Source organism: Streptosporangium sp. NPDC000509, assembly GCF_042898365.1.
Classification (GTDB): domain Bacteria; phylum Actinomycetota; class Actinomycetes; order Streptosporangiales; family Streptosporangiaceae; genus Streptosporangium.
Genome location: NZ_JBIAYX010000003.1, coordinates 329,023 through 345,875, shown reverse-complemented (window position 1 = coordinate 345,875; position 16,853 = coordinate 329,023). Strand labels below are relative to the sequence as shown.

13 protein-coding genes are annotated in these 16,853 nt (G+C 66.1%); all 13 read left to right on the top strand.

All coding sequences use genetic code 11. The features are described 5' to 3' along the window. Positions 1 to 40: 40 nt before the first annotated feature. The 13 genes from rplL to rplW all read left to right on the top strand — a co-directional run bounded on the left by rplL (position 41) and on the right by rplW (position 16,821). The gene (gene rplL, locus ACFY3D_RS07795) at positions 41 to 427 is read left to right on the top strand and encodes a 50S ribosomal protein L7/L12 (protein WP_350943257.1); all 387 of its coding nucleotides are present in this window, start codon (positions 41 to 43) and stop codon (positions 425 to 427) included. A 417-nt stretch (positions 428 to 844) separates the two neighbouring features. Further along, positions 845 to 1,303 carry a hypothetical protein gene (locus tag ACFY3D_RS07790; protein ID WP_350943258.1) on the top strand — a complete coding sequence of 153 codons (459 nt, stop codon included), beginning with the start codon at positions 845 to 847 and terminating at the stop codon, positions 1,301 to 1,303. Further along, positions 1,300 to 1,824 (top strand): hypothetical protein, encoded by a 525-nt coding sequence (locus ACFY3D_RS07785; RefSeq protein WP_350943259.1) that lies wholly within the window; start codon positions 1,300 to 1,302, stop codon positions 1,822 to 1,824. Before ACFY3D_RS07790 ends, ACFY3D_RS07785 begins: the two co-directional genes overlap by 4 nt. 443 nt (positions 1,825 to 2,267) lie before the next feature. Further along, a complete protein-coding gene (gene rpoB / locus ACFY3D_RS07780; RefSeq protein ID WP_350943260.1) occupies positions 2,268 to 5,735 on the top strand; it encodes a DNA-directed RNA polymerase subunit beta in 3,468 nt (1,155 codons plus the stop codon). A 27-nt stretch (positions 5,736 to 5,762) separates the two neighbouring features. Continuing rightward, positions 5,763 to 9,650 carry a DNA-directed RNA polymerase subunit beta' gene (locus ACFY3D_RS07775; protein WP_350943261.1) on the top strand — a complete coding sequence of 1,296 codons (3,888 nt, stop codon included), beginning with the start codon at positions 5,763 to 5,765 and terminating at the stop codon, positions 9,648 to 9,650. Between the two features lie 581 nt (positions 9,651 to 10,231). Next, on the top strand, positions 10,232 to 10,603 hold the full coding sequence (gene rpsL, locus ACFY3D_RS07770) for a 30S ribosomal protein S12 (RefSeq protein ID WP_012887826.1): 372 nt from the start codon (positions 10,232 to 10,234) through the stop codon (positions 10,601 to 10,603). Between the two features lie 2 nt (positions 10,604 to 10,605). Then, positions 10,606 to 11,076 carry a 30S ribosomal protein S7 gene (rpsG, locus tag ACFY3D_RS07765; protein WP_350943262.1) on the top strand — a complete coding sequence of 157 codons (471 nt, stop codon included), beginning with the start codon at positions 10,606 to 10,608 and terminating at the stop codon, positions 11,074 to 11,076. 87 nt (positions 11,077 to 11,163) lie between these two features. Beyond that, positions 11,164 to 13,212, top strand: coding sequence for an elongation factor G (gene fusA / locus ACFY3D_RS07760; protein WP_389976605.1), 2,049 nt, complete (start codon positions 11,164 to 11,166; stop codon positions 13,210 to 13,212). A 161-nt stretch (positions 13,213 to 13,373) separates the two neighbouring features. Beyond that, positions 13,374 to 14,567, top strand: coding sequence for an elongation factor Tu (gene tuf, locus ACFY3D_RS07755; RefSeq protein ID WP_389976198.1), 1,194 nt, complete (start codon positions 13,374 to 13,376; stop codon positions 14,565 to 14,567). Positions 14,568 to 14,898: 331 nt separating this feature from the next. Then, positions 14,899 to 15,207, top strand: coding sequence for a 30S ribosomal protein S10 (rpsJ, locus tag ACFY3D_RS07750; RefSeq protein ID WP_030912931.1), 309 nt, complete (start codon positions 14,899 to 14,901; stop codon positions 15,205 to 15,207). 14 nt (positions 15,208 to 15,221) lie between these two features. Continuing rightward, entirely contained in the window at positions 15,222 to 15,875 is a 654-nt protein-coding gene (rplC, locus tag ACFY3D_RS07745; RefSeq protein WP_329089937.1) for a 50S ribosomal protein L3, read from the top strand. Further along, positions 15,872 to 16,519: a 50S ribosomal protein L4 gene (rplD, locus tag ACFY3D_RS07740; protein ID WP_350943267.1), complete on the top strand. Its 648-nt coding sequence runs from the start codon at positions 15,872 to 15,874 to the stop codon at positions 16,517 to 16,519. The genes rplC and rplD overlap by 4 nt, the downstream gene beginning before the upstream one ends. After that, a complete protein-coding gene (rplW, locus tag ACFY3D_RS07735; protein ID WP_030912923.1) occupies positions 16,519 to 16,821 on the top strand; it encodes a 50S ribosomal protein L23 in 303 nt (100 codons plus the stop codon). The genes rplD and rplW overlap by 1 nt, the downstream gene beginning before the upstream one ends. Positions 16,822 to 16,853: the final 32 nt, after the last annotated feature.

The window sequence follows — 16,853 nt, the reverse complement described above, 5'->3', positions numbered from 1 at the left end:
GACTTTCTTTAGTAGTTCAGATCCGTATGGAGGAACCATCATGGCGAAGCTCAGCACCGACGAGCTGCTCGACGCTTTCAAGGAGATGACTCTTCTTGAGCTGTCCGACTTCGTGAAGCTCTTCGAGGAGACCTTCGACGTCAAGGCCGCTGCCCCCGTCGCCGTCGCCGCCGCCGCCCCCGGTGCGGCCGCCGTCGAAGAGGTCGAGGAGCAGGACGAGTTCGAGGTCGTCCTCGAGGCCGCCGGTGACAAGAAGATCCAGGTCATCAAGGAGATCCGCGCCCTGACGAGCCTGGGCCTCAAGGAGGCCAAGGACCTCGTTGACGGCGCTCCCAAGTCCGTCTTCGACGGCAAGGTCAACAAGGAGCAGGCCGAGAAGGCCAAGGCCGCCCTTGAGGGCGCCGGCGCCTCGGTGACCGTCAAGTAGTTCGTTTCATCGAGAAGAGCGGGTCCACCTGGTGCCGGTGGCCCGCTCTTCTCGTGTTTCCGCCCCCCGCGACCCGTGCCCGGGCCCGGATGGGAGGGGCGGGAAGCGGCCGGCCGGGATGCGCGTCGGCGGCGGGGGAGAGCCATCCTCACCGGGCCGGACGCCTCGTTGTTCCGGGGGCCGGGGTGAAGGGACGGGCGAAATGGCCCGGGGCATGTGGGCGAAGGTCGTTATGCGGATCTGCGCGGCGGGTTATGATCCGGCGATCGGGGAGCGTACCGTCCGGCGCGGTGCGACGGTCGCGCTCACCGGCCCGCGTTCCGCAGACCGTGCGATGGGAGAGAACGCATGGCAGTGCACGCCACTCGTTCCCGTCGCTCACGCCGCTCCCGTCGCCCTCTCAGGATCTTGGGGCCGATGCTGGGAGTTTTGATCGTGGCGCTGCTCGTCGCCGCGTTCTGGATCGGTGCCGCCCTGCGCGACGCCCAGACGGCCGCTGACGACCGGCAGGCCGCGTTGAGGGCGGCGGGGGCCCACGCCCTGCATCTGCTCTCCGTCGGCTACCGGAGCGTCGACGAGGACATCGAGCGCATCCTCGACACCTCCACGGGCGTGGCCAGGGCCGAGTACGCCAGGACCGCCGCGGAGCTCAAGAGGAGCACGGTGAAGGACAAGATCCTCCAGACGGGTGCGCTGCGGGCCTCGGGGCTGGTCTCGTTGAAGGGGAGCACAGCCCAGGTGATGGTGGTGGGCGACGCGGTGATCCGGCGGGACGGGAGCAAGGACGCCCCGCAGGAGCGGTTCTACCGGTGGAACATGGAAGTGACCAAGGTCGGGGGATCGTGGCTCGTGTCCCAGGCGGAGCTGGTGCTGTGAGACATGCCTCCCGGCTGGCGATCGGACTCATGGTCGCCGTCGCGCTCGCGCTCGCGGCGGCCGTCTGGATCATGTTCACCGACCTGAGCCGGCTGCGCGCGGACGAGACGGCGGGCCGGGAGGCGCTCGCCGCGGCCCGTTCGGTCGCCCCCGACATGCTGTCGTACGACTACCGTACGATCGAACAGGATTTCGCAAGAGCGAGCGAATACACCGTCGGGGCGCTCAGTCTGCACTACCGGCAGCTGGCCAGGAGCATCGCTCCACAGGCCAGGAGACAGAAGACGGTGCAGCAGGCCACGGTGACCGGGGCCGGGGTCGAGTCGGTGGAGTCGGGAGGTTCCGGCCGGGTCGAGGTGCTGCTCTTCATGAGCATGAGCACGGTCAGGACCCCCGAGGGGGAGAAGGAGCCACGCCGGGTCGTCAGCCAGAACCGGGCCAGATTCATCATGATCAAAAAGGATTCCCGGTGGCTGGTCTCGGAGCTGTCCACCCTGCTCGGAGACCCTCCGCCCCCCTGATCGGCGCGTCGCTTTATTCAATTGTTAGTAAAGCCTTGGTTTGGGGTGGGTTGGCGGTTGGGTACACCCGCCATGGCAGCGTCGATCGTCGGTCGATCCATCGGCCGGTGTTCGATCCGCCGCGTGACTCAGCGTCAGCCACACCAGGTCGGGCATTGTCTCCGCTGTGGTGGTGTACGCAGGTCGCTCGGTGGGAAAACTCCCAGGGTCTCGGCTGTTTCCCTGCCGAAATGTCGGCTCCCGGGCTTGACGTTTCGGCTCTGACGGGCGATGCTGCGACCAACGTGGAGCTTGCAGCGAGACTGAAGTGGACAGGTGTATGCCGTTCGGCTACACTGCCCCTTTGCGCTGCCCTTTGACGACCCGCTTCTTTTGGTGCTCTGATGCATGGTCGTCTGGCGTGCGTGTAGTCAGTCCGCCGCGAGCCCTCGGAAGGACATCTGTTGGCAGCCTCGCGCAACGCCTCCGCCGTACCCGCCGGTCCCCGTCGTGTGTCTTTCGCACGAATTCAGGAGCCGCTAGAAGTTCCTGACCTTCTCGCTCTTCAGACCGAGTCCTTCGACTGGTTGCTCGGCAACGAGAAGTGGAAGGGGCGGGTCGAGGCGGCTCGCCAGGCCGGGCGCAAGGACGTTCCGGCCCAGTCGGGCCTCGAAGAGATCTTTGAGGAGATCAGTCCCATCGAGGACTTCTCCGGGACCATGTCCCTGTCGTTCCGCGATCACCGGTTCGAGCCGCCCAAGTACTCAGTCGATGAGTGCAAAGACAAGGACATGACCTACTCCGCCCCGATGTTCGTCACGGCGGAGTTCATCAATAACACCACTGGTGAGATCAAGAGCCAGACCGTGTTCATGGGCGACTTCCCGCTCATGACCGGTAAGGGCACGTTCATCATCAACGGCACAGAGCGTGTCGTCGTCTCCCAGCTGGTCCGGTCCCCGGGCGTCTACTTCGACCGCAGTGTCGACAAGACCTCGGACAAGGACCTCTACGGATGCAAGGTGATCCCGTCGCGGGGCGCCTGGCTCGAGTTCGAGATCGACAAGCGCGACAGCGTCGGTGTCCGCATCGACCGCAAGCGCAAGCAGGCCGTCACCGTGCTGCTCAAGGCGCTCGGCTGGACCAGCGACCAGATCCTTGAGCGTTTCGGTCAGTACGAGTCGATGCGCGCCACCCTGGAGAAGGACCACACGGCCGGCCAGGACGACGCTCTGCTCGACATCTACCGCAAGCTCCGCCCGGGCGAGCCCCCGACCAAGGAGTCGGCGCAGACGCTGCTGGAGAACCTGTACTTCAACTCCAAGCGCTACGACCTCGCCAAGGTCGGCCGATACAAGATCAACAAGAAGCTCGGGGTCGACAGCGAGATCACCCAGGGCACGCTCGCCGAGGACGACATCGTCGCCACCATCGAATACATCGTCCGGCTCCACGCCGGCGAGACGGAGATGCCCGGCGCGAACGGTCCGATCGTCGTCGAGACCGACGACATCGACCACTTCGGCAACCGCCGTCTCCGTACGGTGGGCGAGCTCATCCAGAACCAGGTCCGCCTGGGCCTGGCCCGCATGGAGCGCGTCGTCCGCGAGCGGATGACGACCCAGGACGTCGAGGCGATCACGCCGCAGACCCTGATCAACATTCGCCCGGTCGTGGCGTCGATCAAGGAGTTCTTCGGCACCTCCCAGCTGTCCCAGTTCATGGACCAGACCAACCCCCTCGCCGGACTGACGCACAAGCGTCGTCTGTCCGCGCTGGGCCCCGGTGGTCTGTCCCGTGAGCGGGCCGGTTTCGAGGTCCGTGACGTTCACCCGTCGCACTACGGTCGCATGTGCCCGATCGAGACGCCGGAAGGACCGAACATCGGTCTGATCGGCTCGCTGGCCTCCTTCGGCCGGGTCAACTCCTTCGGGTTCGTCGAGACCCCCTACCGCAAGGTCGTCGACGGCCGGGTCACCGACCAGGTCGACTACCTGACCGCGGACGAGGAGGACCGGCACGTCATCGCCCAGGCGAACACGCCCATCGGTTCCGACGGAACGTTCCTCGAGTCGCGCGTGCTCGTCCGCAGGAAGGGCGGGGAGTTCGAGTCCCTGCGCGCCACCGAGGTCGACTACATGGACGTCTCGGCACGCCAGATGGTGTCCGTGGCGACCGCGATGATCCCGTTCCTGGAGCACGACGACGCCAACCGCGCGCTCATGGGCTCCAACATGCAGCGCCAGTCGGTGCCGCTGCTCAAGAGCGAGGCGCCGCTGGTCGGCACCGGCATGGAATACCGTGCCGCGACCGACGCCGGCGACGTCATCACCGCCGACAAGGCGGGCGTGGTCGAGGAGGTCTCCGCCGACTACGTCACGGTGATGAACGACGACGGCACCCGTACGACCTACCGGGTCGCCAAGTTCAAGCGTTCCAACCAGGGCACCTGCTTCAACCAGAAGCCGATCGTCGCCGAAGGCGACCGGATCGAGGTGAACCAGGTCGTCGCCGACGGTCCCTGCACCGACGAGGGCGAGATGGCCCTGGGCAAGAACCTCCTCGTGGCGTTCATGCCGTGGGAGGGCCACAACTACGAGGACGCGATCATCCTCTCCCAGCGTCTGGTGCAGGACGACGTCCTGTCCTCGATCCACATCGAGGAGCACGAGGTCGACGCCCGTGACACCAAGCTGGGCCCCGAGGAGATCACCCGGGACATCCCGAACGTCTCCGAGGAGGTCCTGGCCGACCTCGACGAGCGCGGCATCATCCGCATCGGCGCCGAGGTCGTCCCCGGCGACATCCTCGTCGGAAAGGTCACGCCCAAGGGCGAGACCGAGCTGACCCCCGAGGAGCGCCTGCTGCGCGCGATCTTCGGTGAGAAGGCCCGCGAGGTCCGTGACACCTCACTGAAGGTGCCGCACGGTGAGCAGGGCAAGGTCATCGGGGTGCGCGTGTTCAGCCGCGAGGAGGGCGACGAGCTCCCCCCCGGCGTCAACGAGCTGGTCCGCGTCTACGTGGCCCAGAAGCGTAAGATCACCGACGGCGACAAGCTGGCCGGTCGGCACGGCAACAAGGGCGTCATCTCCAAGATCCTCCCGGTCGAGGACATGCCGTTCCTTGAGGACGGCACGGCCGTCGACATCATCCTCAACCCCCTGGGCGTGCCCGGCCGAATGAACGTCGGCCAGGTGCTGGAGACCCACCTCGGGTGGATCGCCGCCAGAGGGTGGGACATCAGCGGCATCCAGGAGGCGTGGGCCGAGCGGCTGCGCGACAAGGGCTTCGCCGAGGTCGACCCGCGCACCAACATGGCCACGCCGGTGTTCGACGGTGCCAACGAGGAAGAGATCATCGGTCTGCTCGACAACACCCTGGTCAACAGGGACGGCGGGCGGATGGTCGGCGCGAACGGAAAGGCCCAGCTGTTCGACGGCCGTTCCGGGGAGCCGTTCCCGCACCCGATCTCGGTCGGCTACATCTACATCCTGAAGCTGCTCCACCTGGTCGACGACAAGATCCACGCTCGCTCGACCGGTCCGTACTCCATGATCACCCAGCAGCCGCTCGGCGGTAAGGCCCAGTTCGGTGGCCAGCGCTTCGGTGAGATGGAGGTCTGGGCACTGGAGGCGTACGGCGCCGCCTACGCCCTGCAGGAGCTGCTCACCATCAAGTCCGACGACGTCCTCGGCCGCGTGAAGGTCTACGAGGCGATCGTCAAGGGCGAGAACATTCCCGAGCCGGGCATCCCCGAGTCGTTCAAGGTGCTCATCAAGGAAATGCAGTCGCTGTGCCTGAACGTCGAGGTGCTCTCCAGCGACGGCATGTCCATCGAGATGCGCGACACCGACGAGGACGTCTTCCGCGCCGCGGAAGAGCTCGGCATCGACCTGTCCCGGCGTGAGCCGAGCAGCGTCGAAGAGGTCTGATCTAGAAGCTGAGGAGGGGATTACATAGTGCTCGACGTCAACTTCTTCGACGAGCTTCGGATCGGCCTCGCGACCGCCGACGATATCCGCCAGTGGTCGCACGGCGAGGTGAAGAAGCCGGAGACCATCAACTACCGGACGCTCAAGCCCGAGAAGGACGGACTCTTCTGCGAGAAGATCTTCGGTCCGACTCGCGACTGGGAGTGCTACTGCGGTAAGTACAAGCGCGTCCGCTTCAAGGGCATCATCTGTGAGCGCTGTGGCGTCGAGGTGACCCGCGCCAAGGTGCGTCGTGAGCGGATGGGCCACATCGAGCTGGCCGCGCCCGTCACGCACATCTGGTACTTCAAGGGTGTCCCGTCCCGGCTGGGATACCTGCTCGACCTGGCCCCGAAGGACCTTGAGAAGGTCATCTACTTCGCGGCCTACATGATCACGCACGTCGACAAGGAAATGCGCGAGCGTGACCTGCCGTCGCTGGAGGCGAAGATCTCCGTCGAGCGGCAGCACATCGAGCAGCGCCGTGACGCCGACATCGAGGCTCGCCAGCGCAAGCTGGAGAGCGACCTGGCCGAGCTTGAGGCCGCGGGCGCCAAGGGCGACCAGCGCCGCAAGGTCCGGGAGGGCGCCGAGCGTGAGATGCGGCAGCTGCGCGACCGGGCCCAGCGCGAGCTGGACCGGCTGGACGAGGTCTGGAGCCGCTTCAAGAACCTCAAGGTCCAGGACCTTGAGGGCGACGAGCTGCTCTACCGCGAGATGCGCGACCGTTTCGGCCGCTACTTCCGCGGTGGCATGGGCGCCCAGGCGATCCAGGAGCGTCTGACCAACTTCGACCTCGCTCTTGAGGCCGAGAACCTGCGCGAGACGATCCGCAGCGGCAAGGGCCAGAAGAAGGCCCGCGCGCTCAAGCGTCTCAAGGTCGTGTCGGCGTTCCTGAACACCCGCAACTCGCCCAACGGGATGGTCCTCGACTGCATCCCGGTCATCCCGCCGGACCTGCGCCCGATGGTGCAGCTCGACGGTGGCCGGTTCGCGACCTCGGACCTGAACGACCTGTACCGCCGGGTGATCAACCGGAACAACCGCCTCAAGCGACTTCTCGACCTCGGCGCCCCCGAGATCATCGTGAACAACGAGAAGCGGATGCTCCAGGAGGCCGTCGACGCGCTGTTCGACAACGGCCGCCGTGGCCGCCCGGTCACCGGTCCCGGCAACCGCCCCCTGAAGTCCCTCAGCGACATGCTGAAGGGCAAGCAGGGCCGGTTCCGCCAGAACCTGCTGGGCAAGCGAGTCGACTACTCCGGCCGTTCGGTCATCGTCGTCGGCCCGCAGCTGAAGCTGCACCAGTGCGGTCTGCCCAAGCAGATGGCCCTGGAGCTCTTCAAGCCGTTCGTGATGAAGCGCCTGGTCGACCTGAACCACGCGCAGAACATCAAGTCGGCCAAGCGGATGGTCGAGCGTGCCCGGCCGGTCGTGTGGGACGTCCTCGAAGAGGTCATCACCGAGCACCCCGTGCTGCTCAACCGCGCGCCGACCCTGCACCGCCTGGGCATCCAGGCCTTCGAGCCGCAGCTGGTCGAGGGCAAGGCCATCCAGATCCACCCGCTCGTCTGCACCGCGTTCAACGCGGACTTCGACGGTGACCAGATGGCCGTGCACCTGCCGCTGTCGGCCGAGGCGCAGGCCGAGGCCCGCATCCTGATGCTGTCGACGAACAACATCCTCAAGCCGGCCGACGGCAAGCCCGTGACCATGCCCACCCAGGACATGATCATCGGTCTTTACTCGCTGACCACGCTCAAGGACGAGGACGAGAACGGTGTCGGCAAGGGCCGGGTCTTCGGCTCGGTGTCGGAGGCGCTCATGGCCTTCGACCGCCGCGAGCTGGACATCCAGTCGCTGATCCAGATCCGGATGAAGGGAGACGTCCCGCCGCCCCGCGGCTGGGCCGCTCCCGAGGGCTGGGAGGCGGGTGACAGCTACCGCCTGGAGACCACCCTGGGCCGTTGCCTGTTCAACCAGACCCTGCCGGCGAACTACCCGTACGTGAACTCGCAGGTCGGCAAGAAGCAGCTCTCGGTCATCGTGAACGAGCTCGCCGAGAAGTACCCCAAGGTCGAGGTCGCCGCGGCGCTCGACGCCCTCAAGGACGCCGGTTTCTACTGGGCGACCAGGGCCGGTGTGACGATCTCCATCGAGGACGTCATCGCGCCGCCGAACAAGGCCGACATCATGGAGACGTACGAGCGCAGGGCCGACAAGGTCCAGCGTGAGTACGAGCGCGGTCTGATCACGGACGAGGAGCGCCGTCAGGAGCTCATCGAGATCTGGACGCACGCGACCAGTGACGTGACCGACGACATGCAGAAGGCGTTCCCGAAGACCAACCCGGTCTGGATGATGGTCCAGTCGGGCGCCCGAGGAAACCTGATGCAGGTCCGGCAGATCTCCGGCATCCGTGGCCTGGTGTCCAACACCAAGGGTGAGACGATCCCGCGTCCGATCAAGGCCTCGTTCCGCGAGGGTCTGTCGGTGCTGGAGTACTTCATCTCCACCCACGGTCAGCGGAAGGGTCTGGCGGACACCGCGCTGCGGACCGCCGACTCGGGTTACCTGACCCGTCGTCTGGTGGACGTCGCGCAGGACGTCATCGTCCGCGAGATCGACTGCGGCACCGACCGTGGCGTCCCGCTGCACGTGGCCGACCGCGACGCCCAGGGCAACCTGGTCAAGGCGGAGAACGCCGAGAGCAACGTGCACGGCCGTATCCTCGCCGAGGACGTGGAGGTGGACGGCAAGATCATCGCGCCGATGGGTGTCGACATCAACGACATCCACGTCACCGCGCTGGTCGAGGCCGGGGTGGAGACCGTCAGGACCCGCAGCGCCCTCGTCTGCGAGGCCAAGATCGGTGTCTGCGCCACCTGCTACGGCCGTTCGCTCGCGACCGGCAAGCTCGTGGACGTCGGCGAGGCGGTCGGCATCATCGCCGCCCAGTCGATCGGCGAGCCCGGCACCCAGCTGACGATGCGGACCTTCCACACCGGTGGTGTGGCGGGCGCCGACATCACCCACGGTCTGCCCCGTGTGCAGGAGCTCTTCGAGGCGCGCGTCCCCAAGGGTGTCGCCCCGATCAGCGAGGCCGAGGGCCGGGTCCGCATCGACGAGACCGACAAGACCCGGAAGATCGTGATCGTCCCGGACGACGGTTCCGAGGAGGTCGCGTACCCCGTGTCGATGCGGTCGCGCATGCTCGTCTCCGACGGGCAGCGCGTCACGGTCGGCCAGCAGCTGATCGCCGGTGCGGTCAACCCCAACGAGGTGCTGCGCATCCTCGGCCCCCGGGCCGTGCAGCTGCACCTTGTGGCGGAGGTCCAGCAGGTCTACCGCTCGCAGGGTGTGTCGATCCACGACAAGCACATCGAGATCATCGTGCGGCAGATGCTCAAGCGCGTGAACGTGCTGGAGTCCGGCGACGCCGACATGCTGCCCGGTGAGCTCGTCGAGCGGCCGCGCTTCGAGCGGATCAACCGCGAGTGCGTGGCGGAGGGCGGCACGCCGGCCTCCGGACGCCCGGTGCTGATGGGCATCACCAAGGCCTCGCTCGCCACCGAGTCCTGGCTGTCCGCGGCGTCCTTCCAGGAGACGACCCGAGTGCTCACCGACGCGGCGATCCACGCCAAGTCGGACTCGCTGCTCGGTCTCAAGGAGAACGTCATCATCGGAAAGCTCATCCCGGCCGGTACGGGCATGCCCCAGTACCGCAACATCCGGGTCGAGCCCACCGAGGAGGCGAAGGCCGCCATGTACACCGTCGGCGGCTACGACGGCTCCGCGGCCGACTACACCTTCGGTTCGGGCTCCGGCGAGGCCGTGCCGCTGGAGGAGTACGACTTCGGTCAGTACAACCGCTGAACGGCACGACCGCTGAGCGGTCGCTGACGGCAGAGTGGTCGCAGACGGCGCCCGGTCCCCGGAAGGGGGCCGGGCGCCGTCGCTTTCCCTCCGGTACCGTCGCCTTTCCTGCCCGCCGACCCGATAGCTGGGGATGTGGACCTTTCTTGACCGGAATGTTGCGGCGAAAGCCACACGTTAATGCGGAGAACGGCCGGAGAAGTGCTTCGCGCCGGGTAAACTCGACACGGACCCGGAAGCGGTCGGTCGGAAACCGATCGCGGGAGTCATGACACGAACGCCGACGCCTGGCGAGTGCAGCCGTTTTGACGTGTTGCGTTGGGCTGGGTAGTCTTTCCCTTCGTGCCCATGTCTTCATGGGTCTTCATGCGTGCGCGTCGCCAGTTTCCCGATGAGGGGTCGGCAGAGGCGCCGTATGGCCTCCTCCAGCGGACCGGCCTTAACCGGGATGTGGCGCGAAACTTACGCGACACGCCCGACCGCGTGGGTCGGAGGGGATGAAAGAACCGCAGGTCATGACACCGGCAGCACCTGCAAAATGCACCACATTCGAATTACCGGCTAGCACGAACGGAGACGCGGTGCCCACGATTCAGCAGCTGGTCCGCAAGGGCCGCCAGGACAAGGTCACAAAGACCAAGACTCCGGCGCTCAAGGCCAGCCCTCAGCGACGCGGCACCTGCATGCGCGTTTACACCACGACCCCGAAGAAGCCGAACTCCGCGCTCCGCAAGGTCGCGCGTGTCCGGCTCACCAACGGCATCGAGGTCACGGCCTACATCCCCGGTGTCGGCCACAACCTCCAGGAGCACTCCATCGTGCTCGTCCGTGGTGGTCGTGTGAAGGACCTGCCGGGTGTTCGCTACAAGATCATCCGCGGCTCGCTCGACACCCAGGGTGTCCGTAACCGCAAGCAGGCCCGTAGCCGTTACGGCGCGAAGAAGGAGAAGTAAGAATGCCTCGCAAGGGTTCTCCTGGCCGTCGTCAGCTCATGGCTGACCCGGTTCACAACTCGCCCCTGGTCACCGCGCTCATCAACAAGGTGCTCCTGGACGGCAAGCGCTCCATCGCCCAGTCCATCGTGTACGGCGCCCTCGAAGGCGCCAAGGAGAAGACCGGCAACGACCCGGTCGTCACCCTGAAGCGCGCGCTGGACAACGTCAAGCCCACCCTTGAGGTCCGCAGCCGCCGTGTCGGTGGCGCGACCTACCAGGTCCCGGTCGAGGTGCGCGCGACGCGTAGCACCACCCTGGCCCTGCGCTGGCTGGTGCAGTACTCCCGCGCCCGCCGCGAGAAGACCATGACCGAGCGCCTCATGAACGAACTGCTCGACGCCAGCAACGGCCTCGGCGCAAGCGTCAAGAAGCGCGAGGACACCCACAAGATGGCCGAGTCCAACAAGGCCTTCGCCCACTACCGCTGGTAACAGCGGGTTCGACGAGACGACGAGGACGCGAGAGAAGTGGCCACCACGACCGCTCTTGACCTGGCCAAGGTCCGTAACATCGGGATCATGGCCCACATCGACGCGGGCAAGACCACGACGACCGAACGCATCCTGTTCTACACCGGTATCAACTACAAGATCGGTGAGGTCCACGAGGGCGCAGCCACGATGGACTGGATGGAGCAGGAGCAGGAGCGTGGTATCACCATCACCTCCGCTGCCACGACCTGCGAATGGCTCGGCCACACGATCAACATCATCGACACGCCGGGCCACGTGGACTTCACGATCGAGGTGGAGCGCTCGCTCCGCGTCCTCGACGGTGCCGTCGCCGTGTTCGACGGTGTCGCCGGTGTCGAGCCGCAGTCCGAGACGGTCTGGCGTCAGGCCGACCGCTACGAAGTGCCCCGGATCTGCTTCGTCAACAAGCTGGACCGGGTCGGCGCGGAGTTCCACCGCTGCGTCGACATGATGATCAGCCGCCTGAACGCGACCCCCGCGGTGCTTCAGCTTCCCTGGGGCGTCGAGGCCGACTTCAAGGGTGTCATCGACCTGGTCAAGATGAAGGGTCTGCTCTGGAGCGCCGAGGCGGCCAAGGGCGAGATGTACGAGGTCGTCGACATCCCGGCCGAGCACGCCGAGGCCGCTCGCGAGTGGCGTGACAAGCTCATCGAGACGGTCTCCGAGAACGACGACGAGTTGATGGAGCTCTTCCTGGAGGGCGTCGAGCCCACCGAGGAGCAGCTGGTCGCGGCCATTCGCCGCGCGACGCTGGCCAGCGCCATCAACCCGGTCCTGACCGGCACCGCGTTCAAGAACAAGGGCATTCAGCCCCTGCTCGACGCGATCGTCGCCTACCTTCCCGCCCCGATCGACATCCCGGCCTTCAAGGGCCACGCGGTCGGCAAGGAAGACGAGGTCATCGAGCGTCACGCGGACGTGAACGAGCCGTTCTCCGCGCTCGCCTTCAAGATCATGAGCGACCAGCACCTCGGCCGCCTCACCTACATCCGCATCTACTCGGGCACGCTCGAGACCGGCACCGCGGTGACCAACTCGGTGAAGGGCCGCAAGGAGCGGATCGGCAAGATCTACCAGATGCACGCCAACAAGCGCGAAGAGCGCGCGTCGGCCGTGGCCGGTCAGATCGTCGCCGTGATGGGTCTGAAGGACACCACCACCGGTGACACCCTGTCGGACCCGGCTCACCCCGTGGTCCTGGAGTCGATGAACTTCCCGGCGCCGGTCATCAGCGTCGCCATCGAGCCCAAGACCAAGGGTGACCAGGAGAAGCTGGGCACCGCGATCCAGCGTCTGGCCGAGGAGGACCCGTCCTTCCAGGTCCGTCGTGACGACGAGACCGGGCAGACGGTCATCTGGGGCATGGGCGAGCTCCACCTGGAGATCCTCGTCGACCGGATGCGCCGCGAGTTCAAGGTCGAGGCCAACATCGGCCGGCCTCAGGTGGCCTACCGGGAGACCATCCGCCGCAAGGTGGAGAAGGTCGACTACGTCCACAAGAAGCAGACCGGTGGTTCCGGCCAGTTCGCCAAGGTCATCATCGACATTGAGCCGCTGGGCGAGGGCAACGACGGTTACGAGTTCTCGAACAAGGTCTCCGGTGGCCGCATCCCGAGGGAGTACATCCCCTCGGTCGACGCGGGCGCCCAGGAGGCGGCCGAGTTCGGTGTTCTCGCCGGATACCCCATGGTCGGGGTCAAGGTCACCCTGCAGGACGGTGCCTACCACGAGGTGGACTCGTCCGAAATGGCCTTCAAGATCGCTGGCTCGATGGCCTTCAAGGAGGCCGCGCGCAAGGCGGACGCCGTAATCCTGGAGCCGATGATGGCCGTTGAGGTCACCACGCCCGAGGACTACATGGGTGATGTCATCGGTGACCTCAACGGTCGCCGCGGGCAGATCCAGGCGATGGACGAGCGCTCCGGCGCCCGGATCATCAAGGCGCTCGTGCCGCTCTCTGAGATGTTCGGCTACGTGGGAGACCTCCGTAGCAAGACGCAGGGGCGTGCGAGCTACAGCATGCAATTCGACTCCTACGCCGAAGTGCCCGCGCACATCGCCAAGGAGATCGTCGCGAAGGTGCGGGGCGAGTAAGTCCAGCACCATTCCGGGTGCGGGTAACGAGGAGATCGTCGCCCCGCCACCGGAGGGGTGCGGGGCGAGAGCTTTCTCGCCGGCCGGTTCCGAGAGGGACCGGCCTCCCCAATCCCGAATATGAAGACGCAAGTCACGTCAGAATCTCTAAGGAGAGAGCAGTGGCCAAGGCCAAGTTCGAGCGGACCAAGCCGCACGTAAACATCGGCACCATTGGGCACATCGACCACGGCAAGACCACTCTGACCGCGGCGATCACCAAGGTGCTCCACGAGCGTTTCCCGAACCTCAACGAGGCGACCCCGTTCGACAAGATCGACAAGGCGCCCGAGGAGAAGGCTCGTGGTATCACGATCTCCATCGCGCACGTCGAGTACCAGACCGAGAAGCGCCACTACGCCCACGTGGACTGCCCCGGTCACGCCGACTACGTGAAGAACATGATCACCGGTGCGGCTCAGATGGACGGCGCGATCCTCGTGGTCGCCGCCACCGACGGTCCGATGCCGCAGACGAAGGAGCACGTCCTCCTGGCCCGCCAGGTCGGCGTCCCCTACATCGTCGTCGCCCTCAACAAGTCCGACATGGTGGACGACGAGGAGATCCTGGAGCTCGTCGAGCTCGAGGTCCGCGAGCTTCTCTCGGCCCAGGAGTTCCCCGGCGACGACCTGCCGGTCGTCCGCGTCTCGGCGCTGAAGGCGCTTGAGGGCGACACCAAGTGGGGCGACTCGATCATCGAGCTCATGACCGCCGTGGACGAGAACGTCCCCGAGCCGACCCGTGAGACCGACAAGCCGTTCCTCATGCCGATCGAGGACGTCTTCTCGATCACCGGTCGCGGTACGGTCGTCACCGGCCGTATCGAGCGCGGTATCGTCAAGGTCAACGAGACCGTCGACATCATCGGCATCAAGGAGACCAAGACCACCACCACGGTCACCGGTGTCGAGATGTTCCGCAAGCTCCTCGACGAGGGCCAGGCGGGCGACAACGTCGGTCTGCTCCTGCGCGGCATCAAGCGCGAGGACGTCGAGCGCGGCCAGTGCATCATCAAGCCGGGCACGACCACCCCGCACACCGAGTTCGAGGCCCAGGTCTACATCCTGAGCAAGGACGAGGGCGGCCGCCACACCCCGTTCTTCAACAACTACCGCCCGCAGTTCTACTTCCGTACGACCGACGTGACCGGCGTGGTGAACCTCCCCGAGGGCACCGAGATGGTCATGCCCGGCGACAACACGGAGATGAGCGTCGCGCTGATCCAGCCCATCGCGATGGAGGACGGTCTCAAGTTCGCCATCCGTGAGGGTGGCCGCACCGTCGGTGCGGGTCGAGTGACCAAGATCATCAAGTAGTACGATCGCGGAGTGGCGGTCGGCCCTCGAAACAGGGCCGACCGCCTCACCACGAGGGGACCGCGTCGCAGGGCGCGAACCCCGGCAGGACCCCACGAACCGTGATCTCGCAGTTGGTTCGGCCGAAGGATGACCGAACTCACTGCCAGATCACGGAAGAAAGCGCGGACTCACAGCGTCTGCTACGTGGGGCATGTGCGGAGACGCCGCCCCAGGGCGAGACGTGCTCCGGCACGACGTGGCAGGACCGTCCAGATGGGCCGGCCACGACATAGCGGCAACAGGCCGCACGTAACTTTTTCAGACGACAGTGAAGGACACCGAGGCCATTATGGCGGGACAGAAGATCCGCATTCGGCTCAAGGCCTATGACCACGAGGTCATCGACGTCTCGGCCAAGAAGATCGTCGAGACGGTGACAAGGACTGGCGCCAAGGTCGCGGGCCCGGTGCCGCTGCCGACCGAGAAGAACGTGTACTGCGTCATCCGCTCGCCGCACAAGTACAAGGACAGCCGCGAGCACTTTGAGATGCGCACGCACAAGCGGCTGATTGACATCATCGACCCGACGCCGAAGACGGTCGACTCGCTCATGCGACTCGACCTTCCCGCCGGCGTTGACATCTCGATCAAGCTCTGAGGGAACGCACTGACATGGCTAACAAGATCAAGGGCGTCCTGGGCAAGAAGCTCGGCATGACCCAGGTCTTCGACGCGGACAACCGGATGGTCCCGGTGACCGTCGTCGAGGCTGGCCCGTGCGTCGTGACCCGCGTCCGCACCGCCGAGAAGGACGGCTACACCGCCGTTCAGCTGGGCTTCGGCCAGGTCGACCCGCGGAAGGTCAACAAGCCGCTCGGCGACTACCTGCGCAAGCACGACATCACCCCGCGCCGTTACTTCGCGGAGATCCGCACCGACGACGCGAGCGACTACACCCTGGGCCAGGAGCTCCTCGCCGACACCTTCGAGGCCGGCCAGTTCGTCGACGTGACGGGCAAGAGCAAGGGCAAGGGCTTCGCGGGTGTCATGAAGCGCCACGGCTTCAAGGGTCTGGGCGCCTCGCACGGTACGCAGCGCAAGCACCGCTCGCCCGGTTCCATCGGTGGCTGCGCCACCCCCGGCCGCGTCTTCAAGGGCGTGCGCATGGCGGGCCGGATGGGCAACGTCCGCACGACCGTCCAGAGCCTCAAGGTTCACGCCGTGGACGCCGAGAAGGGCCTCATCCTGATCAAGGGTGCGATCCCCGGCGCCAACGGCAGCCTGGTCCTGGTCCGCACCGCCGCCAAGAAGGGGGCTGCCAAGTGAGCACCATTGACGTCCTCGACGTACGCGGTGAGAAGGCCGGCACCGTCGACCTGCCGGAGGACATCTTCGGCACGAAGGTCAACATCCCGCTGATCCACCAGGTCGTCGTGGCCCAGCTCGCCGCTCGCCGGCAGGGCACCCACAAGGCGAAGACCCGCGGTGAGGTCCGAGGCGGCGGCAAGAAGCCGTACCGCCAGAAGGGCACCGGCCGCGCCCGCCAGGGTTCGACCCGCGCCCCGCAGTTCACCGGTGGTGGCACCGTCCACGGCCCGGTTCCGCGGGACTACTCGCAGAAGACTCCCAAGAAGATGAAGGCCGCCGCCCTGCGCGCGGCCCTGTCCGACCGGGCGACCGGCGGCCGCGTTCACGTGGTCAGCGGTCTGGTCGAGGGGGAGACCCCGAAGACCAAGGCGGCTCTTGAGTCGCTTCGCAGGCTCACCAAGGCCCGCAGCGTCCTGGTCGTCGTCGACGAGGGTGACGAGCTCAGCTGGCTGAGCCTGCGCAACGCTCCCGAGGTCCACCTCCTGGACGCCGGGCAGCTCAACACCTACGACGTGCTCTGCTACGACGACGTCGTCTTCACTCAGGACGCGTACGACCAGACCGTGGCGCGTCTGAGCAAGAGCGGGAAGGAAGACGCCTGATGGAGAAGATCGCCGACCCGCGCGACATCATCATCAAGCCGGTTGTCTCCGAGAAGAGCTACGGCCTGATCGACGAGCACAACAAGTACACGTTCCTGGTGCGGAAGACGGCCAACAAGACGCAGGTCAAGATCGCCGTTGAGAAGATCTTCGGTGTCAAGGTCGCCAGCGTCAACACCATCAACCGCCAGGGCAAGCGCAAGCGGACCAGGTTCGGCTACGGCCAGCGCCCGGCCACCAAGCGAGCCATCGTCAGCCTGGTCGAGGGCGACCGGATTGACATCTTCGGCCAGATCGGCTGACGCGCTCGCTCAGTAAGTACAGGGAGAAAGCC

Coding starts and splice junctions, on each gene's coding strand:
- rplW (WP_030912923.1), top strand. CDS start 16,519: ATGGAGAAGATCGCCGACCCGCGCGACATCATCATCAAGCCGGTTGTC.
- rpsG (WP_350943262.1), top strand. CDS start 10,606: ATGCCTCGCAAGGGTTCTCCTGGCCGTCGTCAGCTCATGGCTGACCCG.
- ACFY3D_RS07790 (WP_350943258.1), top strand. CDS start 845: ATGCTGGGAGTTTTGATCGTGGCGCTGCTCGTCGCCGCGTTCTGGATC.
- rpsJ (WP_030912931.1), top strand. CDS start 14,899: ATGGCGGGACAGAAGATCCGCATTCGGCTCAAGGCCTATGACCACGAG.
- rplC (WP_329089937.1), top strand. CDS start 15,222: ATGGCTAACAAGATCAAGGGCGTCCTGGGCAAGAAGCTCGGCATGACC.
- fusA (WP_389976605.1), top strand. CDS start 11,164: ATGGCCCACATCGACGCGGGCAAGACCACGACGACCGAACGCATCCTG.
- rplL (WP_350943257.1), top strand. CDS start 41: ATGGCGAAGCTCAGCACCGACGAGCTGCTCGACGCTTTCAAGGAGATG.